The organism is Corynebacterium sp. HMSC062E11 (assembly GCF_001811845.1).
Taxonomy (GTDB): Bacteria; Actinomycetota; Actinomycetes; order Mycobacteriales; family Mycobacteriaceae; genus Corynebacterium; species Corynebacterium hesseae.
Window position 1 is genome coordinate 348,908 of record NZ_KV806774.1, and the last position, 19,124, is coordinate 368,031.

At 61.7% G+C, this 19,124-nt stretch carries 22 protein-coding genes and 1 riboswitch; of the genes, 15 read left to right on the forward strand and 7 right to left on the reverse strand.

Annotated elements, in window-relative coordinates:
- Positions 1-25: 25 nt before the first annotated feature.
- The 5 genes from HMPREF2822_RS01555 to thiC all read right to left on the reverse strand — a co-directional run bounded on the left by HMPREF2822_RS01555 (position 26) and on the right by thiC (position 4,587).
- Positions 26-805 (reverse strand): thiazole synthase, encoded by a 780-nt coding sequence (locus tag HMPREF2822_RS01555; RefSeq protein ID WP_070520034.1) that lies wholly within the window; start codon positions 803-805, stop codon positions 26-28.
- Entirely contained in the window at positions 806-1,003 is a 198-nt protein-coding gene (gene thiS, locus HMPREF2822_RS01560) for a sulfur carrier protein ThiS (protein WP_070520036.1), read from the reverse strand.
- Positions 1,000-2,145, reverse strand: a complete 1,146-nt coding sequence (gene thiO, locus HMPREF2822_RS01565) for a glycine oxidase ThiO (RefSeq protein WP_070520038.1) — start codon at positions 2,143-2,145, stop codon at positions 1,000-1,002. Before thiO ends, thiS begins: the two co-directional genes overlap by 4 nt.
- The gene (locus HMPREF2822_RS01570) at positions 2,142-2,792 is read right to left on the reverse strand and encodes a thiamine phosphate synthase (protein ID WP_070520040.1); all 651 of its coding nucleotides are present in this window, start codon (positions 2,790-2,792) and stop codon (positions 2,142-2,144) included. The genes thiO and HMPREF2822_RS01570 overlap by 4 nt, the downstream gene beginning before the upstream one ends.
- The gene (gene thiC / locus HMPREF2822_RS01575; RefSeq protein WP_070445541.1) at positions 2,785-4,587 is read right to left on the reverse strand and encodes a phosphomethylpyrimidine synthase ThiC; all 1,803 of its coding nucleotides are present in this window, start codon (positions 4,585-4,587) and stop codon (positions 2,785-2,787) included. The genes HMPREF2822_RS01570 and thiC overlap by 8 nt, the downstream gene beginning before the upstream one ends.
- Positions 4,583-4,697: riboswitch (TPP riboswitch) on the reverse strand. It overlaps the preceding gene by 5 nt.
- 173 nt (positions 4,698-4,870) lie before the next feature.
- Between thiC and rplS the strand changes: the two genes are divergently transcribed.
- From rplS to HMPREF2822_RS01620, 9 genes are all read left to right on the forward strand, one after another.
- Positions 4,871-5,215 carry a 50S ribosomal protein L19 gene (gene rplS, locus HMPREF2822_RS01580; RefSeq protein WP_010190405.1) on the forward strand — a complete coding sequence of 115 codons (345 nt, stop codon included), beginning with the start codon at positions 4,871-4,873 and terminating at the stop codon, positions 5,213-5,215.
- A gap of 234 nt (positions 5,216-5,449) precedes the next feature.
- Positions 5,450-6,145, forward strand: coding sequence for a signal peptidase I (gene lepB, locus HMPREF2822_RS01585; protein ID WP_369815734.1), 696 nt, complete (start codon positions 5,450-5,452; stop codon positions 6,143-6,145).
- Complete coding sequence (lepB, locus tag HMPREF2822_RS01590; RefSeq protein ID WP_070520044.1) at positions 6,123-6,824, forward strand: signal peptidase I; 702 nt, start codon at positions 6,123-6,125, stop codon at positions 6,822-6,824. Before lepB (HMPREF2822_RS01585) ends, lepB (HMPREF2822_RS01590) begins: the two co-directional genes overlap by 23 nt.
- Before the next feature lie 5 nt (positions 6,825-6,829).
- Positions 6,830-7,471, forward strand: coding sequence for a ribonuclease HII (locus tag HMPREF2822_RS01595; RefSeq protein WP_070520045.1), 642 nt, complete (start codon positions 6,830-6,832; stop codon positions 7,469-7,471).
- Positions 7,472-7,558: 87 nt separating this feature from the next.
- A complete protein-coding gene (locus HMPREF2822_RS01600; RefSeq protein WP_005528899.1) occupies positions 7,559-7,864 on the forward strand; it encodes a DUF2469 domain-containing protein in 306 nt (101 codons plus the stop codon).
- A gap of 209 nt (positions 7,865-8,073) precedes the next feature.
- On the forward strand, positions 8,074-8,511 hold the full coding sequence (locus HMPREF2822_RS01605; protein WP_070520047.1) for a YraN family protein: 438 nt from the start codon (positions 8,074-8,076) through the stop codon (positions 8,509-8,511).
- On the forward strand, positions 8,498-10,021 hold the full coding sequence (locus HMPREF2822_RS01610) for a YifB family Mg chelatase-like AAA ATPase (RefSeq protein ID WP_070520049.1): 1,524 nt from the start codon (positions 8,498-8,500) through the stop codon (positions 10,019-10,021). The genes HMPREF2822_RS01605 and HMPREF2822_RS01610 overlap by 14 nt, the downstream gene beginning before the upstream one ends.
- Positions 10,018-11,196, forward strand: a complete 1,179-nt coding sequence (dprA, locus tag HMPREF2822_RS01615) for a DNA-processing protein DprA (protein ID WP_070520051.1) — start codon at positions 10,018-10,020, stop codon at positions 11,194-11,196. Before HMPREF2822_RS01610 ends, dprA begins: the two co-directional genes overlap by 4 nt.
- A gap of 15 nt (positions 11,197-11,211) precedes the next feature.
- Positions 11,212-12,123, forward strand: a complete 912-nt coding sequence (locus HMPREF2822_RS01620) for a tyrosine recombinase XerC (RefSeq protein ID WP_070445561.1) — start codon at positions 11,212-11,214, stop codon at positions 12,121-12,123.
- Here the strand turns inward: HMPREF2822_RS01620 and HMPREF2822_RS01625 are convergent.
- A complete protein-coding gene (locus HMPREF2822_RS01625; protein WP_070520053.1) occupies positions 12,086-12,592 on the reverse strand; it encodes a M23 family metallopeptidase in 507 nt (168 codons plus the stop codon). The genes HMPREF2822_RS01620 and HMPREF2822_RS01625 overlap by 38 nt on opposite strands.
- A gap of 394 nt (positions 12,593-12,986) precedes the next feature.
- Here HMPREF2822_RS01625 and rpsB point away from each other — a divergent pair, with 394 nt between their 5' ends.
- From rpsB to HMPREF2822_RS01650, 5 genes are all read left to right on the forward strand, one after another.
- The gene (rpsB, locus tag HMPREF2822_RS01630) at positions 12,987-13,814 is read left to right on the forward strand and encodes a 30S ribosomal protein S2 (RefSeq protein ID WP_070520056.1); all 828 of its coding nucleotides are present in this window, start codon (positions 12,987-12,989) and stop codon (positions 13,812-13,814) included.
- 248 nt (positions 13,815-14,062) lie between these two features.
- On the forward strand, positions 14,063-14,875 hold the full coding sequence (tsf, locus tag HMPREF2822_RS01635) for a translation elongation factor Ts (protein ID WP_070445567.1): 813 nt from the start codon (positions 14,063-14,065) through the stop codon (positions 14,873-14,875).
- 245 nt (positions 14,876-15,120) lie between these two features.
- On the forward strand, positions 15,121-15,858 hold the full coding sequence (gene pyrH / locus HMPREF2822_RS01640; RefSeq protein WP_010190380.1) for a UMP kinase: 738 nt from the start codon (positions 15,121-15,123) through the stop codon (positions 15,856-15,858).
- 70 nt (positions 15,859-15,928) lie between these two features.
- A complete protein-coding gene (gene frr, locus HMPREF2822_RS01645) occupies positions 15,929-16,486 on the forward strand; it encodes a ribosome recycling factor (protein ID WP_010190379.1) in 558 nt (185 codons plus the stop codon).
- Positions 16,487-16,616: 130 nt separating this feature from the next.
- A complete protein-coding gene (locus tag HMPREF2822_RS01650) occupies positions 16,617-17,471 on the forward strand; it encodes a phosphatidate cytidylyltransferase (RefSeq protein ID WP_198530945.1) in 855 nt (284 codons plus the stop codon).
- 2 nt (positions 17,472-17,473) lie between these two features.
- On the opposite strand, the gene HMPREF2822_RS01655 is transcribed toward HMPREF2822_RS01650, so the two are convergent.
- Positions 17,474-17,878: a LapA family protein gene (locus tag HMPREF2822_RS01655; protein ID WP_070520057.1), complete on the reverse strand. Its 405-nt coding sequence runs from the start codon at positions 17,876-17,878 to the stop codon at positions 17,474-17,476.
- Between the two features lie 93 nt (positions 17,879-17,971).
- Here HMPREF2822_RS01655 and rlmN point away from each other — a divergent pair, with 93 nt between their 5' ends.
- The gene (gene rlmN / locus HMPREF2822_RS01660; protein ID WP_070520173.1) at positions 17,972-19,078 is read left to right on the forward strand and encodes a dual-specificity RNA methyltransferase RlmN; all 1,107 of its coding nucleotides are present in this window, start codon (positions 17,972-17,974) and stop codon (positions 19,076-19,078) included.
- Positions 19,079-19,124 lie beyond the last annotated feature (46 nt).

Below are 19,124 nucleotides of genomic sequence, written 5' to 3' on the forward strand. Positions count from 1 at the left end.
TGCGGCGGCGATCAATGTCACAGGTCTAGAGAACGTGGTCGGCCCAGGAGGCTAGGCCCTCGAAGGTGGAGGATGCCTGGGCGTGTTCGCGCTGCGGAATGCGCCCTGCACGTCGGGCTAGGCGGCCGGCTTCGACGGCGTAGCGCATGGCGGTGGCCATGGCCTCGGGATCTTGGCAGCGGTTGACCGCGCTGGCCAGAAGCACTCCGGAACAGCCGAGCTCCATGGCGAGGGTGGCATCGGAGGCGGTGCCGATGCCGGCGTCGACAAGCACGGGCACCGAGGCACGTGAGCAGATGAGCTCGAGGTTGTGGGGATTGAGGATTCCTAGACCAGTGCCGATGGGGGCTCCGAGAGGCATGACGGCTGCCGCTCCGGCGTCTTCGAGGCGCTGGGCGGCTACGGGATCGTCGCTGGTGTAGGCCAGCACGGTGAAGCCCTCGGCGCTCAGCAGCTCGGTGGCGTCGAGGGTTTCCACGACATCGGGCAGCAGCGTATGTTCGTCGGCGATGACCTCGACCTTGACCCAGGAGGTCCCCAGCGCCTCGCGGGCCATGCGGGCGGTGAGCACGGCCTCGCGCGCGGTGCGACACCCGGCGGTGTTGGGGAGTGGGGCGATGTCCAACCGGCGCAGCAGATCGAAGACACTCTCACCATCACGGGTACCAGCGTGGCGGCGCATGGCCACGGTAGTCAGCTCGGTTCCGGAGGCGACGAGCGCGCGCTCAAGGGCGTCGTGGCTCGTGGCCCCACCGGTGCCCATGATGAGGTGGGAAGAAAAGGTGGTCTCGGCGATGGTGAGCATTTAACCTCCTTGGACTGCGGTGAGGACTTCCACGGCCGCGCCTTCGGTGAGTGAGGTGGACTCCCACTGCGAGCGAGGAACGACTTGTTCGGACACGGCCACGGCGGTGCCGTCGGCTGCGATGTTCTGCTCGTCCAACAATTCGGTGATGGTCGTCGCTGAGGTGTCAGTGGGCTGGCCGTTAAGGATGAGGATCATGGCTGCTCCTTGAGGTGACGTAGAGGATCACAAGCGGTGAGATCGATGCTGGATTCGGTGCCTTCGATGAGCTCGCGTGTACAGCGCGCGGCCAGGGCCGTGAGCAGAATGCCGTGGCGGAAATAGCCGGTGGAGATGACGAGCTTGTCGCTGACGCGGCCGAGGTACGGCAGGTCATCCGGGGTTCCGGGGCGGGCACCCGCGCTGGCCTCGAGGAATTCGCATTCTTCGACGGCGGGCAGCACACGGATGGCGTCGCGAAGCAGCGCGTAGACACCGCCGGCCTGGGCCGTAGCAAGAGGATCCTCGCGGGTTGTAGCGCCAACCGCCAAGGTGCCGTCGCCGCGGGGGATGAGGTAAATGGGGCGGTCCTCCACGAAGCCGCGCACCACGCGGGTGAGCAGAGGCTGGAGCTCGTCCGGTACGCGCAGGCGCAGGATATCGCCGTATACCGGGCGCAGGTGTAGCGGAGATTCTTCGAGCCCGGCTGATGCAGCCCACTCGATGTCGCGTGCTCCCAGGCCTGCAGCGAGTACCACCTGTTCAGCTTCGAACTCGCCGACGGCCGTGGTGACCATGCCCGTGTCAGCATTGATCGACTGTGCTGCCGTGCGGAAGAAACGCACACCGAGTGCTTGGGCTGCGCTGAGCAGTGCAGCTGTCCACTGGCGGGGGAAAACCTGCGTGTCACCCGGAATACTCACCGCAGCAGCCAGACGTGGCGAGAGCAAAGGTTCGGCGCGCCGGGCTTCGCGCACGGTGATGCGCTCGACCTCCATGCCGTGGAGGGATTGATAGTCAGCCAGCTCGGTGAGGTGCTGAGCATCCGCACGGTCAGCGGCGACGACGAGGGTACCTTCGGCGCGGTAGCCAGTTGGGACCTCGGTGTGCTGAGCCACGAGATCGATAAGCTTCGGGTACCACGCGCCGGAGGCACGCATCAGCGGGAAGAGTGGATCCTGTTGGTAGACCACCTCCGCGGCGGGGGCGAGCATGCCCCCGGCATAGTGCGAAGCCCCAGAGGCCGGTGCCGGGTCCAAGATAGTGACCTTAAAGCCCCGCGCGGCCAACTCCACGGCGGTGGCCAGACCGATGACGCCCGCGCCGACGACGATGACTGAAGAATCAGAGCTAGTACTCATCGCGCACCTTCGTCAAAACCGGACAGCAGCGCGCGGCAATAAGCTTCTGGGTCCTCGGCATTCATGATGCCGCGCACGACGGCTAGTCCGGCCACACCAGTTGCCGCAAGATCGGCTGCATCCTCAGCGGTGACATCCCCGATGGCTACGAGTGGCACGCGGGAGAGCTTCACCAATTCCGGGTAGGCGTGAAGTCCTAAAGGCGTGCGGCCGGAGTCCTTCGTCGGAGTCGCGCGGAACGGGCCGCAACCGATGTAGTCAATGACATCTGCGACGTCATTGGCGGCCTCGACCAATTCGCGGGTGCCGGTGGTCAGACCGATAATCGCGCCCGGACCCAACAACGCGCGGGCAGCGGCGACGGGTAGATCATCTTGGCCGACATGCACGCCATGCACCGGCTCGCCGGCGTGGCGTAGGGCGGCGGCGACGTCTACGCGGTCGTCGATAAGCACGCGTGTTTCTGGGTTAGCCTTCGCCACCGCGCGGGCCACGTCGCGGCCTAAATAGAAAAGGTCGCGGGCAGAAATTGGCTTGGAGCGCACCTGCACGACCCCGGCACCGCCTCGCGCTGCTGCCGCAGCGATGCGCACGATCTCCGCAGGCGTGCCCGCGCCCGTGACGAAGTAGCAGCGAAGATCAGGCATGCGCGGTTTCTTCCTCCTGATAGAGCTGCGAACCTTGGGCCTTGAACTCTTCCGACATCTGTTTCTCACCGGCACGGGCAGCTGCCACGACCTCCGGATCAACGGCGTCCTTACCCGGAAAACTTGGCATACCAAGGGAGTCGGAGAAGGTATCCCGGATGTCCTGGCTGATGCGCATAGAGCAGAACTTCGGGCCGCACATGGAACAGAAGTGGGCGGTCTTCGCCGGCTCCGCAGGCAGGGTCTCATCGTGGTAGGCCTGCGCGGTGTCTGGGTCGAGGGAGAGCGCGAACTGGTCGTGCCAGCGGAATTCGAAGCGGGCCTTACTCATCGCATCATCCCAAGCGCGCGCACCTGGGTGGCCCTTGGCCACGTCGGCTGCATGGGCCGCAAGCTTGTAGGTAATCACGCCGGTCTTCACATCATCGCGGTTGGGAAGCCCCAAGTGTTCCTTCGGTGTGACGTAGCACAGCATGGCCGTACCACCCATGGCGATGTGTGCCGCACCAATGGCGGAGGTGATGTGGTCATAGCCCGGTGCGATATCCGTAACCAGCGGGCCCAGCGTGTAGAAGGGAGCATCCGAGGCCCAGTCCTGCTCGAGCTCGTTGTTTTCCTGAATCATGTTGAGCGGGACGTGGCCTGGGCCTTCCACCATGACCTGGACGTCATACTCCCAGGCGCGCCGGGTGAGCTCACCGATGGTTTTGAGTTCAGCGAATTGGGCGGTGTCGTTAGCATCCGCCAAGGAGCCGGGGCGCAGACCATCGCCGAGGGAGAAAGCGACGTCGTAGCGCGCGAAAATCTCACAGAGTTCGTCGAAGTTCTCGTAGAGGAAGGACTCCTTGTGGTGCGCCAGGCACCAGCCTGCCATGATGGAGCCGCCGCGGGAAACAATGCCGGTGACGCGGTTCGTGGTCAGCGGCACGTAGGGCAAAAGCACGCCGGCGTGCACGGTCATGTAGTCCACGCCCTGCTCGCACTGTTCGATGACGGTATCGCGGAAAATCTCCCATGTCAGGTCTTCCGCGACACCATTGACCTTCTCCAGCGCCTGGTAGATGGGCACGGTGCCGATAGGAACCGGAGAGTTGCGCAGGATCCACTCGCGGGTGGTGTGGATGTCGTCACCGGTGGAGAGGTCCATGACGGTATCCGCGCCCCAGCGGGTGGCCCAGCGTAGCTTGGATACCTCCTCGGCGATGGAGGAGGTCACCGCGGAGTTGCCAATATTGGCGTTGATTTTGGTGAGGAACTTCCGACCGATGATCATCGGCTCCGACTCGGGGTGGTTGACGTTATTAGGCAGGATGGCGCGGCCACGGGCGATTTCGGAGCGCACGAACTCTGGGTCGCAGTGCTCGCGTAGGGCCACGAACTCCATCTCCTTGGTGATGATGCCCTGGCGCGCATAGTGCATCTGGGTAACGCGCTTGCCTTCCTTAGAACGCAGCGGTTGGCGACGCTCCCCCTTCCACTCCTGGGAAGCCGCACCGCGGCGCTCGGCCGAGCGGCCATCGTCAGCGAGGTTGCGTGCGCGGCCCTCATATTCCTCAACGTCCCCGCGCTCCGCAATCCATTCGGCGCGCAGTGCCGGCAGACCGACTTCGGGCTCACACTCCGGGCCACGTGTGCGGTAGATACGGAAGGGCTCATTGGGGCCGGTAGGGGAATCATCCAGCTGGATCTCGGTCTCCGGTACCTCCAGGCCATTCTCCCGGATGGGGGAGTAGGAGTGCTTGGGGTGGATCTCGCCGGAGTTGGTGGACTGGATGGGGTTATGGGTAGCCGTCATGGCTGCTCCTCTCTTCCTTCGCTGGTGCTAACCAGACAGGTTCGAACGGTGCAGGCGCGGTATCAGCGCCACTCTCAGCCCACTTCCCGTGGGCACCCGTGGGGTGTCAGTGCGCCACCCACCTTAGAGCCCGCAATGAGGAGATGTCAGGCGTTTGACGGAATTTGTTCTTCCGGGGTGGGGTGTGGAAAGATGACGATGTTCTGTGTAATAGGCACGAACCGGTCAGCTGCCGCGAGGTGGCGCTAGGGTCCTCTGTCTTAAACTGAAAAGGAAAACACCAATGGCAAACCTCATTGACAAGGTTGATGCAGCTTCGCTGCGCGACGATATCCCGTCCTTCCGCCCGGGCGATACCCTCGACGTCAACGTCAAGGTCATCGAGGGCACCACCGAGCGTACCCAGCTCTTCAAGGGTGTCTGCATCCGCCGTCAGGGCGACGGCATCCGCGAGACCTTCACCGTGCGTAAGGTCTCCTTCGGCATCGGCGTTGAGCGTACCTTCCCGGTTCACTCCCCGAACATTGCCTCCATCGAGGTAGTCCGCCGCGGCCGTGTCCGCCGCGCCAAGCTGTACTACCTGCGCGACCTGCGCGGCAAGAAGGCCCGCATCAAGGAGCGCCGCTAATTTACAGCGCATCACAGCCCTTCGCCTTTATCCTCACCGCGAGGAAAGGCGGAGGGCTTTCCTTTTGCCTTCTCCTTTTAGCGTGCGCCGCGCGGGGCCACAAGGCCCGTGAGGGCAAGACACATTGCTAGGATTTAGCCCGTGGAAAAAGAAAACGACATTACTGAAAGTTCCCAGGGGGTTGGGAGAGAGGCGTCGGAAAGCGCGGCGCCCCCAGCTGAAGAAAAGAAGCAGATGCCCTGGTTGCTGGAGACTGCCCTTGTAGTGGTCTCCGTGCTCGCCGTCGTCGGAGTTTTCCAGAACTTTGTAGGCCGGCAGTACGTGATCCCCTCCGGCTCCATGGAGCCGACATTGCATGGTTGCGAAGGCTGCAATAACGACCGGATCTTTACCGAAAAGGTTTCCTACTACGGCGATAAGAGCCCGGAACCCGGTGATGTCGTGGTATTCAAGGGCACCCCGGACTGGGATAGCAACTGGGTTTCTCCGCGTTCCGATAACCCAGTGATCCACCGCATTCAGGATGCCCTGAGCTATGTGTCGCTCACCCCGCCCGATGAGAACACTCTGGTCAAGCGCGTTGTTGCCACCGGTGGCCAGACGGTGTCCTGCCAAGAAGGGGATCCGGCAGTCATGGTGGACGGCAAGCCCATTGAACAGGATTATGTGCAGGATCCACCGACCTATCGCGTTGATGAAACCACCGGTTCCTATGCCTGCGGCGGCGCGTACTTTGGCCCCGTGACCGTGCCGGAGGGCAATATCTGGGTGATGGGAGATAATCGCACGGCCTCCGCGGACTCGCGCTATCACATGCAGGATGAGTACCAAGGAACAATCCCCCTGGAGAATGTTCGCGGCAAGGTCATGTTCATCTTCTTCCCCTTCAACCGTATTGGTGGAGTCGATGACCCGGACATCCAGTCCTAGAGTTCGCGATGTTCTTTCGGCGCTGGCTGTCACCTTCGTGGCGCTGGCGTTGATTCAGGCCTTCGTGGGAAGGCTGTATCTCATCCCGTCTTCTTCCATGGAGCCCACCCTGCATGGCTGCCCGGGGTGTACGAATGACCGCATTGCGGTGCAGAAGGTGAGCTATTACTTCAGCGATCCGCGCCCGGGAGAGGTTGTGGTCTTTGCCGGTCCGGAATCGTGGAACACGTCTTTTGAGGTCAAGCGTTCCCACAATGTGTTTCTCCGCGGCATCCAAAATATGGCGGCTGTTGTGGGGCTGGCTCCCAACGGCGATAACATTCTGGTCAAACGGGTCATTGCCACCGGGGGTCAGACCGTGTCGTGCCAGGAGGGCGATCCGGCCGTCATGGTGGACGGCCAACCCACCAACCAGGACTTTGTCCTCGATCCGCCGGAGATACCCGTCGATGAGCGGGTGGGATCGCAGGCCTGTGGCGGCGCGTACTTTGGGCCCGTCACCGTTCCCGAGGGGCACCTGTGGGTGATGGGGGACAACCGCACAAACTCTTTGGATTCGCGCGCGCACCTAGGCGATAAGCTCCAGGGCACCGTTCCAGTGGAGAACGTGCGCGGGAAGGTCGCTGCCGTGGTGGTTCCGATTAGCCGTGCGCACACTATCGAGGACATGCCCCTCTAACCGCTATGCGCCGTCTAAAACAGAAGAGAACCTATGAGGTCGCGCTCTCCAAAGCAGGGTTGGGGCCTGTTGCCGGGGTGGATGAAGCTGGGCGCGGAGCTTGCTGCGGGCCAATAACTATCGCCGCGTGTATTTTGCCGGATCGTATCCTGCCCGGCTTGGAGCGGCTTGATGATTCGAAGAAGCTCACGCCGGCGGCCCGGGAAAAGTTGGAGCCGGTGATCAAACGCCGTGCGCTGGCCTGGTCAGTGGTGCACATAGGCGCGAAGGATATCGATGCCTTTGGCATTCAGCATGCCAACCTGTCAGGAATGCGCCGTGCGGTGGCGCAGCTGGGGATCCGCCCGGGCTATGTGCTGAGCGACGCCCTCTTCGTCCCCGGCCTGCCCACCCCGCAGCTGCCGATCATCGCCGGCGATACCGCCGCACGTTGCATCGCTGCGGCTAGTGTTTTGGCCAAAGTTTCCCGGGACCGTCTCATGGTGGATGTGGCGAAGCACTACCCAGGCTATGCTCTGGAAACCCATAAGGGCTATGGCACAGCTGTGCATCAGGATGCCATCGCCCAGCTGGGGGCGACGCTTGAGCACCGTATGAGCTATCGCAATGTTGCTGAAGCTCATGCACGATTCCTCGCGCGCGCCTGAAGGCTTAGGCAGCAAGTGCGAACTAAGCTTGTGCTCAATCTGTGACACCGTGATCCCGGGTAATTGTGAGCGAAGGAGAAGCACACCGTGAGCGCTGAGGAACTCGATAACTACGAGGCTGAAGTCGAGCTGTCGCTGTACCGCGAATATCGCGATGTGGTCAGCCAATTCTCCTATGTGGTAGAAACCGAACGCAGGTTTTACCTGGCCAATGCGGTGGAGCTCATCCCGCATACCTCCGGCCCGGATGTCTACTACGAGGTCCGCATGTCGGATGCCTGGGTGTGGGACATGTACCGCTCGGCGCGCTTTGTGCGCTATGTCCGTGTGATCACTTACAAGGACGTCAATATTGAGGAGCTGGACAAGCCGGACTTTGTTCTCCCTGAATAGAGTTCTAGGTAAAGGAGTGCGGGGAGACGCTATCGAGGTGACCCCGGACTAGTTATCCACAGATTTGCGGTGGCGAGGGAAGAAGCCCTCGCCACCGGACTGTTGTGTGGGGTGTTCTGGAAGTGCCGTAAGGGGTGTGCGGCACGGGGATTTTCTTGTGTCGTGCTTACGGCGTGTTGTGTACACGTTCAATTCCAAGGAGCACCATAGTGACAAGAAATCTAGCAGCCTCTCTGCATTCGCCGACCGTGGGGCAGACCATTCGCCCCGCGGATGCACTAGGAAAAGCAGGGGAGAAATTCGCTGCTGACTTTTACCGCGCACGCGGGGCGCAGGTTATCGCCGCAAACGTTCACTACCGCGTGGGCGAGCTCGATCTCGTTGTGCGCGAGAGCGATGGGACCATTGTCTTTTGCGAAGTTAAGACTCGGGCTACCCGCAACTTTGGAGTCGCGGAGGCGGTAACCCCACGCAAGCTAAAGCGCCTGCGCAAAGCAGCCGCGCAGTGGCTGAGTACTGCGCGGAGTGAAAACCAGACATTAAGCAAGGTTCGTTTTGACGTGCTTGGACTCGTGGCCACCGGGGCACACTCTGGGGAAGCCTTCGAAGTGGAATATTTCCAGGGAGTTGATCATGGCTCTCGGTAGATGCGACACGATAGCGCTAGATGGAGTCCTGGCCCGGGTGGTCACAGTGGAGGCCAACGTTGGCCCCGGACTTCCCGGAGTTCACGTTGTGGGCCTGGGGGATGCAGCGATCTCCGAGTCGCGAGACCGCATCCGCACCGCGGTGAGCAATTCGCATTTGTCATGGCCTAAGACGAAGGTCGTGGTGTCCATGTCACCGGCGTCGCTGCCTAAAGCCGGGGCTCACTTTGACCTCCCGATGGCCTTGGCAATCTTAGCGGCCGGGCAGAGTGAGAAGAGTCGGCTCAGCGGGGCGCTCGTCCTCGGCGAGCTGGGATTGGACGGGCACGTGCGCCCAGTTTCTGGCATCATCCCGGCGATCCTGGCCGCGCGCTCGCAAGGCTATGACACCCTCATCATTCCTGTGGGAAATGCGGCCGAGGCGGCATTGGTGCCCGGAATGACAGTCCTCGTGGCCGAAACCCTGTGGGATGCTTTTGCCTGGGCGTGCGGGAGGGATTGTCTGCCGGATGCACATCTCATCGCACACGCGGCAGCGCCTGCCCGCGAACAGGTCGCAGACTTCAGTGAAGTCGCTGGCCAGAAAGAAGCCAAGTGGGCGGCGGAAGTCGCTGCCGCCGGCGGTCACCACGTGATGATGGTGGGACCGCCCGGCTCTGGAAAGTCGATGATTGCCTCGCGCTTGCCGGGCATTCTGCCGCGCTTGAGCACGGAGCAGGCGGTCGAAGCCACAGCCATCCACTCGGTGGCCGGGGCCGTTGGTACCGCAGTTTCTCGCGCTCCCTTCATCGCACCGCATGCTTCGGTAACAAGGGCCGCGCTGATCGGTGGCGGCTCAGGGCGCCCACGGCCAGGCGCGGTGAGCCTAGCGCACCATGGCGTGCTCTTCCTCGATGAAGTCAGTGAGGTGCCAGCGCAGGTTCTCGATAGCCTGCGCGCCCCTTTAGAAGAAGGGCAGGTGCGCCTGACGCGAGCGAGCAGAGAAGTCATCTTCCCCGCACAATTCCAACTGGTACTAGCCGCGAACCCCTGCCGGTGTGGTGCCGAAGAACCAGCGCGCTGCGAGTGCCGTGCGGCAGACAGAATGAATTATCTGTCGAACCTTTCAGGGCCGCTGCGGGACCGCCTCGACATCATCGTGTCGCTATCGGGGCAATCCGCAGTGCTTCATGCCGAAGGGGAGGAAAGCTCAGCGGATATAGCGCAGCGCGTGGCTGCCGCCCGGGAACGGATGAAAGCGCGCTGGGAGGCTGACGGGTTGGGGAGCGTGGTCAATGGTGCCGTGTCCGCTTCCTATTTGAGGCGCCACCGCCCGGCGGCGGAGTCTGCGATGATTATGCTTGCTGCCTATCTAGCGGAAGGTGAGCTGAGCCAACGCGGAGTAGATCGGGTACTGCGTCTGGCATGGACCTTGGCAGACCTCGACGGCTCCGCACGCCCCGAGCTGGACCATGTCAGTCGGGCGTTGGATCTCCGCGGCGCCGGAACCATCGAAAGGCTGGCAGCATGAGCGAGCTCAATCTATCGAGTACCCGGCACACGTGGGCCTACCTTAACCGCGTTGTGGAGGGCCCCTCACCAACCCTCCACGGGCTGCTGAGCCAGTACCCGGCTGAGGAGATCGCCCGGGGAATCTACAAGGGCGAGGAATGGATCGGCCCCTTGCGGCAGGCGACGGCTTCGCGGCGCGATTGGCTGCGGCAAGAAGAAGACCTCGCCGCCGCGGAAGCGGTGGGGGCTCGACTGATCACACCCGCGGATGCGGAGTGGCCGGGAGAAGAGTTATCGCGAGCCTTTGGCTTCTACCACCAAGGAATGGTGGAAGCCCCAGCAACATTTGATGACCAAGCGTTTCCTCCTCACAGCCTGTGGGTCCGTGGAGGGAACCTGCGCGAAACGGTATCCCAATCGGTGGCGCTGGTGGGGACGCGTGCGGTGAGCCGATATGGCTGGGAAGCCGGCTCACTTCTGGCTAGCGGCCTTGCCTCCCACCAATGGACTGTGGTTTCCGGCGGGGCGGTGGGCGTCGATACAGCAGTCCACGAAGCCGCGCTGGATGCAGGAGGCCTAACGGTAGCAGTAGCGGCCTGCGGCATCGACATTTCTTACCCAGCGCGCAATGCAAGGCTCTTTGACAGAATCGCTGAGAAGGGATGCATCGTGTCAGAGTTCGCGCCGGGCACGCGGCCGCAGCGTTTTCGCTTTCTATCCCGCAACCGCCTTGTGGCGGGGATGACGAGCGGTACCGTGGTGGTCGAAGCTGGATTCCGCTCTGGTGCGCTCAACACGTTGAACTGGGCGGAAGCACTGGGCAGGGTTGCCATGGCAGTGCCAGGACCCATCACCACATCTGGGTCCTTGGGTTGCCATCAACGTATCCAGGATGGGCGGGCTCAGTTGGTGGCCTCTGCGGATGAAGTACGGGGTTTGGTTGGCAAGGCGGGCGAGGTGGACGTGGCCGGCCAATATGAACTGGAGTTTCAGCCGACTGCGGTGCAGCGTCTGTCCCGCAATGAGCTTCGGGTATATGACTCCACTCCGCCGGAAAGCGCGGAGGAAGGCGCGAGCGCAGAAGATATCGCGGCGGCCGCAGGAATGCGAGTGGCGTTGACTATTCACCTGCTCGTAGCTATGCAAAAGATGGGGGTGATCACCCGCTCGGGCGCGATGTGGCAGCGCACCTGAGTACACTCATGAGACATGAGTGGTGAAAGTGGCAGTAGCGAGCGGCACGTGGGGGGACAGCTGGAGGAAGCGATCGAGGATTTCGCAGAATACCAGCGCATCGTTCGCGGCCGCTCCGAAGCGACCGTCCGCGGCTATTGCTCTGACTTGCGCCTGTTGGCAACGGACGTCCCGGAATTCGCAGCATTTACTCTGAACTCACTGCGCGAATGGTTGGCCCACGCCGTTGCTGAAGGCAAGTCCCGCTCCACCCTGGCGCGCCGCACCGCCGCGGTGCGCGCTTTTTCCACGTGGGCCGCGCGCGAAGGCTATTTACAATCGGATGTGGCGCAGCGCCTCGCCACGCCCAAGGTGGGCAAGCACCTGCCCACCGTGATGTCACCCACCGCAGCGGGGGAGTTGATGGGCAATGCCGTCTCCACCGATGAGGTCCACTTCTTACGCGATAGCGCCATGCTTGAATTTCTCTACGCCACCGGTGTGCGTGTGGCTGAGCTCGTCGGCCTCGACGTCGGCGATATCGACCTGTCCCGCCGCACTGCCCGCGTGACCGGTAAGGGCAATAAACAGCGCGTTGTCCCTTTCGGGGATGCAGCTCATGATGCGCTCTGCGCTTGGCTGAAGACAGGGCGCCCCGAGCTTGCTGGCGATACGGAAGCGGTGTTTGTGGGCACGCGCGGCGGGCGCATCGACGCGCGTCAGGTCCGCCGCGTCGTCGAACGCGCCGCCCAAGTGACGGGGACACCGGGGCTAACCCCGCACGGTTTGCGCCACTCGGCGGCTACGCATTTGCTCGAGGGTGGAGCGGATCTGCGCATCGTGCAAGAGCTGCTTGGTCACTCGTCGCTGCAGACCACGCAGGTCTACACTCACGTCTCCGCCCAGCGCCTTAAGGACGTCTACGCTCGCTCCCACCCGCGGGCTTGAGGCGAATGACAGGTTCGCCGAGGAGATCCAGTGGGTCGATGTAGTCCTCGCGGCCCTCAATCGCTCCCCAGTGCAGCCCCGGATAGCCATCCACGGACGGCGCGAGCGTTCCGATGATGTCTCCTTCCTGCACCTGGTCACCTTTCTTAACCCGCGCAAACACCGGTTGATAGGTGGTGCGCAGACCGTTGCCATGAGCAATCGAAAGGGCCGGTTTGCCCGCTATGGCGCCGGCGAAATACACAACGCCGTCGCCAGCGGCACGCACCTTACCGCCGACGGGTAGGTCCAGATCCACACCGCGATGCCCGGCCATCCACCGCTTCTCAGGAGGTTCGAAGCCGCGCAAGACACGCGAAGCAACCGGTTCCCCAGTGGTGGGGTCGACGAAGGCGGCGGCAAGGGGGACGTCGCCAAGCGCAGCCCAGAGGCATAGCAGGGCAGATAAACAAAGTAGACGGTGACGCATGACCTCAAGCCTGCGCGTGAGCGCGGCCCGAGGGAAGAGCGTGCGGTCGACCTGTGGATAATGCGTTAAAGAAGTAACCCATGGTGCGCCAGGGGAAAGTTTCGTGTGGCTGTCAACAAATCGGCGGCGATTAAACAGTCGCGCCGTTTGGAATCAGCGCGTGTGCAGTACTAAGCTAGCCCACAGCAGTCTGTGTTTAATGCCCGGAAGGGTTCCGCATGGATTGACTACGCGCGGCGAAGTAGTCGCTTCCTGGGTTAAGGAAGGGACAGTCCGTGGTTGACGTGGTCCCCAGGATAATGGGGTGTTAGCCAGGGCCTTCGTTGCTAGGGTGCGGAATAAAACACCGCACAATCTTGCAAAACCGAAACAATATATAGAAAGCGAGCGAAACATGGCAGTCGTAACCATGCGCGAGCTCCTCGACGCTGGCGTCCACTTCGGTCACCAGACCCGTCGCTGGAACCCGAAGATGAAGCGCTTCATCTTCACCGACCGTAACGGCATCTACATCATCGACCTGCAGCAGACGCTGACCTACATCGATGAGGCCTTCGAGTTCGTCAAGGAAACCGTCGCACGCGGCGGCACCATCCTCTTCGTTGGTACTAAGAAGCAGGCTCAGGAAGCCGTTGCTGAAGAGGCTTCCCGCGTTGGTATGCCGTACGTGAACCACCGCTGGCTCGGCGGTATGCTCACCAACTTCCAGACTGTCTCCAAGCGCCTGAAGCGCATGAAGGAGCTGCAGGCTATGGATGCAGCTGAGGACGGCTACAAGGGCCGCACCAAGAAGGAAGTTCTGATGCTGACCCGTGAGCGCACCAAGCTGGAGCGCGTCCTGGGCGGTATCTCCGATATGACCAAGGCTCCGTCCGCACTGTGGATTGTTGACACCAACAAGGAGCACATCGCGGTCAAGGAAGCTCAGAAGCTTAACATCCCGGTCGTTGCCATCCTGGACACCAACTGTGATCCGGATGAGGTTGACTTCCCGATTCCGGGCAACGATGACGCTATCCGCGCCACCAAGCTGCTCTCCGGCATCATCGCCACCGCTGTGGACGAGGGCAAGAAGGCCCGCGAGGAGCGCCAGCTTGCTCAGGCCAAGGAAGCTGCCGGCGACACCGCTGAGAAGGACGCCCGCGACGCTGCTGAGGCTGCCGCTGCGTCTGACCCGGCTTCCGCAGAGAAGTCTGAGGACGCCGAGAAGTCCGCAGAGTAATCTGCATACCTTAAGCCCCCGTACCGCACGGCCCACAGTGTCCGCGGCGATGGGGGCTTTTTCTCACGTGTTTTTCTTAGCTCGTTAAGGCACGTGACACACTAGAGGGTTGAAACACCACGCAGAGGTTTCCCTCCGCTGGGGGAGTGGGCGAAAAACTACCACCCCCTCAACGCGACGTGGTGGTAGTGATTCGGCTACGCTGTTTCAACGAATACCGTTTAATTCCAAGGAGGATCGCTCCAACTATGGCGAACTACACTGCTGCAGACGTAAAGGCATTGCGTGAGGCCACCGGCGCCGGCATGCTCGATTGCAAGAAGGCTCTCGACGAGTCCCAGGGTGACTACGACAAGGCCGTTGAGTACCTGCGCATCAAGGGCGCAAAGAACGTGTCCAAGCGCGCTGAGCGTGAGGCTACCGAGGGCCTGATCGCCGTGTCCGGCAACACGATGGTGGAAATCAACTGCGAGACCGACTTCGTGGCCAAGAACGAGGCTTTCAAGTCCTTCGCTACCAAGATCGCTGAGGCTGCCGGTGAGGCCAAGGTCAACTCCGGTGAGGAGCTCAACAACCTGGAGATCGACGGCAAGAAGGTTTCCGAGGTCGTTGACGAAGAGTCCGCAAAGACCGGCGAGAAGCTGCAGGCTCGTCGCGCTGTCACCATCGAGGGTGACAACGTAGCTGTGTACCTGCACCAGCGTTCCGCTGACCTGCCGCCGGCAGTGGGTGTCCTGGTGTCCTACGAGGGCAACGCAGAGGGCGCTCACGCAGTCGCACTGCAGATTGCAGCAATGAACGCTGAGTACCTCACCCGCGAGGACGTTCCGGCTGAGATCGTGGAGAAGGAGCGCGAGATCGCTGAGGCCACCACCCGCGAGGAGGGCAAGCCAGAGGCAGCCCTGCCGAAGATCGTGGAAGGCCGCCTCAACGGCTTCTACAAGTCCGTGGTTCTGCTTGAGCAGGCTTCTCTGTCTGACTCCAAGAAGACCGTTAAGCAGGTCGCAGACGAGGCCGGCACCACCATCACCGGTTTCGTCCGCTACGAGGTTGGCGCCTAAGCCTTCCTGAGACTCGTGCAGTCCGGGTTTAGAGCCCCGTGACTGCGAGTGCTCCCTCCTCCTCTTTCTCCCCAGGGCTGCGTGCTCGGTGGAAGAAACTTGGGGGAGGGAGTTCGCCGTTTTGTCCCCGCCCCTGAGGGTGGGGGCCGCACGCAGCTGAATATATGACAGCGCCTTCCTATGGTTAAGATGGAACAGAATTATTCAAGCGCTTAACTGAAGCGTCGCCATGCGTGAAGGAGACGATGAAGACCGTGACTACCCCTGAACCGAAGCGAACCGGATACAAGCGAGTCATGCTCAAACTGGGCGGTGAGATGTTCGGCGGTGGAAAGGTCGGCATCGATCCTGATGTTGTAGAAAATGTTGCCCGCCAAATCGCCGAGGTGGCGAAGCAGGGGACTGAAATCGCCGTCGTTATCGGTGGCGGTAACTTCTTCCGCGGTGCCGAGCTTTCGCAGCGTGGCATGGACCGCGCCCGCTCTGACTACATGGGCATGCTGGGCACCGTCATGAACTCCCTGGCGCTGCAGGACTTCCTCAAGCAGCAAGGCATTGACTGCCGCGTGCAGACTTCCATCAACATGGCCCAGATTGCGGAGCCTTACCTGCCGCTGCGCGCCGACCGCCACCTGGAGAAGGGCCGCGTAGTTATCTTCGGTGCCGGTATGGGCATGCCGTATTTCTCCACCGACACCACCGCCGCGCAGCGCGCCCTGGAGATCGGTGCGGAGGTCCTCTTCCTGGCCAAGGCTGTCGACGGCGTCTACTCCGCCGACCCGCGCACCAACCCGGACGCGGAGCTGTACTCCGAAATCACCCCGCGCGAAGTCATTGAGAAGAACCTCAAGGTGGCTGATGCCACGGCATTTAGCCTGTGCATGGACAACAATATGCCGATTTTGGTCTTCAACCTGCTTACGGAAGGCAATATCAAGCGCGCTGTCAACGGCGAGCAGATCGGCACGCTGGTCCAGTCCTAGTACAAATAGGCCGCGACCTGCTAAATTCTTTCCCAGTACTTTTGACTATTTCAAGGGAGTTGTAACCCTCATGATCGACGAGATCCAGCTCGAAGCTGAAGAGCACATGACCGCTTCGGTTGAGCACACCCGCGAGCAGCTGCTCACCATCCGCACTGGCCGTGCCAACCCGGCTATGTTTAACGGCCTGGTTGCTGAGTACTACGGTGTGCCGACCCCGATTACCCAGATGGCCACCATCTCGGTACCAGAGCCGCGCATGCTGCTTATCAAGCCTTATGAGCAGTCCGTGATGAACGAGATTGAGAACGCAATCCGTAACTCGGATCTGGGCGTGAACCCGACCAATGACGGACAGGTGCTGCGCGTGACCATCCCGCAGCTCACTGAGGAACGCCGCCGCGACATGGTCAAGATGGCCAAGAGCAAGGGCGAGGACGGCAAGATTGCTATCCGTAATATCCGTCGCCGTGCGATGGAGCAGCTCAAGAAGCTGCAGAAGGATGGTGACGCCGGCGAGGACGAGGTTATCGCTGCCGAGAAGGAGATGGAAAAGATTACCTCCGGCTACATCGAGCAGGTGGACAAGCTCGTCGCCAATAAGGAAGAGGAGCTCATGGAGGTCTAGCCTCCGCACTTTTAGAGCTTTGATTTGCCGCCGCGCCAGGCACCGGCCAGCACGGCGGTCTTTTCTGTGTAGAGCCAGACCACCCACGATGAGATGAGGAGCATGCGTGAGCACTGAACACTCGAGTCGGATGCCCAAACCCAAGAATTCTGCGGGGCGAGACATGCCCGCGGCAATTGCCGTCGGCGTCGGCCTAGGTGCGCTCGTCGTCTTCGCGGTGTGGGCTGGGCCTCTTGTGTGGTACCTTGTCGTCGCCGCCGCGGTGGGATTGGGAATGTGGGAAGTGCTGACTCGGCTGCGGGAGCACTCCTATTATGTCCCTCGCACCCTGCTGATTGTTCTGGGCCAGGCAATGCTCTGGGTCTCGTGGTTTCTTAATGCCCCGGGCCTTGTTGCGGTGTATGTGGTCGCGGTCCTAGCCCTCATGTTTGGGCGCCTCTTCCATAACGGCAGGCACCGCCCGCCAATTAACTATCTTCGCGATATGTCGATGGGCATCTTCGTGCTGACGTGGATCCCCTTGTTCGGCACGTTTGCCGCGATGCTCTCACGGGTGGAAACGCCGTTTGCCTCGGGGACGGCGTCGATTGTCGTGTTTATGCTCTGCGTGGTCGCCTCAGACACCGGTGGTTTCATCGCCGGCGTGATGTTTGGCTCGCACCCCATGGCTCCTGCGGTGAGCCCTAAAAAATCGTGGGAAGGCTTTGCCGGCTCCGTAGTCTTCGGCACCCTGACCGGTGCGCTTTCTTTCGCATTCCTTCTTCACCACAAGCCGTGGGTAGGCGCGCTGATGGGCTTGGGGCTGGTGTTCTGTGCCACTCTCGGTGACTTAGTGGAATCCCAGTTCAAGCGCGAACTGGGAATCAAAGATATGTCCGCCTTGCTGCCGGGGCACGGCGGTATCATGGACCGTTTGGACGGTATGCTGCCCTCCGCGATGGTGACGTGGGTGGCGATGAGCTTCCTCACCACCCTTGCACCTTAGGTTTAGCGGCGAGCCTGCTTACGCACCTGGCGGCGCAGCTCGAACATGCGCCAGCCGCCAACGAGGGCCATGATAAGCGCACCGGCGATGGCGCAGATGAGGTAGGTGACGCCCGCCGGGAACTGGACGGACCAGTTAAGGAAGTTCAGCGGTACCTGGTGTTGGTTCTGCAGGATGAAGATGATGAGGACGATGAGCAGCAGGAAGCCCACGATCAGGGCAATCCACGTGCTGGCAGCGAAGGAGCCCTTCACCTTGCCATCACTCTTATTCTCATAAGCCGTCGTGGTCGGAACCGGCTCTACGGAGCCCTCGGTGGCGGGGGCTTCCGCGGTGTAATCAGTCAGCGACTCCTCAGTCGGGGTGGTGGTACGGAATTCCTCAGGGGCGTTTTCTGGATTCGTCATGCATCTATTAAATAGGGTGAGATGTCACTTTCGCCACTCCAGCAGAGCTTAGATTGGCTAATGTGGCCGAAAACGTGGAAAATGGGCTCTACCATGGCTGAACCACTGAAACTGAATTTCTCCGCTCCGCGCCGCGGGCTACCCCCGAAGCACTTCGCGGACCTGACCGAGGCCGAGCGCATTGAGGCGCTCGCGGAACTTGGCCTGCCCAAGTTCCGGGCAAAGCAGCTGGCCAAGCACTACTACGTCCACCACACCGCCGATGTTTCCGAGATGACGGATATCCCGGCCGCCGCCCGCGAAGCAGTCCAAGAGCGTTTGTTCCCCACGCTCATGGAGCCCATTCGGCAGACCTCCACCGACGATGGGGAAACCACCAAGTCCCTGTGGCGTTTGCACGATGGCACCCTGTTGGAGTCCGTGCTCATGCGCTACCCAGGTCGCGCCACCCTGTGTATCTCCTCCCAGGCTGGCTGCGGCATGGCCTGCCCATTCTGCGCCACCGGCCAGGGCGGGCTGGACCGCAACCTGTCTACCGCAGAAATCGTGGAGCAATTTAGGCATGCTGCTCGCCTCATGGAAGAGGAAGGCGGGCGCCTAAGCAACGTTGTCTTCATGGGTATGGGCGAGCCGCTGGCCAACTACAAGCGCGTGGTCCATGCAGTGCGGCAGATCACCGGTTCCGACCTTAGCGGTTTCGGCCTGTCCCAGCGCAATGTCACGGTGTCCACGGTCGGCTTGGCACCGGCCATCCGCAAACTCGCAGATGAAGATTTGTCTTGCACCCTCGCAGTCTCCCTGCACACCCCGGACGATGAACTGCGCGATACCCTCGTGCCGGTTAACAACCGCTGGCCGGTTGAAGAAGTGCTCGATGCCGCTAAGTACTACGCCGATAAGTCGGGCCGCCGCGTGTCCATCGAGTACGCGCTGATCCGCGATAAGAATGATCAGGATTTCCGCGCCGACATGTTGGGCAGGAAGCTCCATGCGGCACTGGGCTCTAAGGTCCACGTCAACGTTATTCCGCTCAACCCCACGCCGGGCTCGGAGTGGGACGCTGCCCCGAAGGCGCGCCAGGACGAGTTCGTTCGCCGCGTCATCGCGCAGGGCGTGCCCTGCACCGTGCGTGATACCAAGGGTGATGAAATCGCTGCTGCTTGTGGCCAGCTCGCCGCTGATGAGCGCGAGACCGCGTAAGGGCCCTGCTTACAGTTTCCTAACAATCGTTTTGCCGGAGAACAAA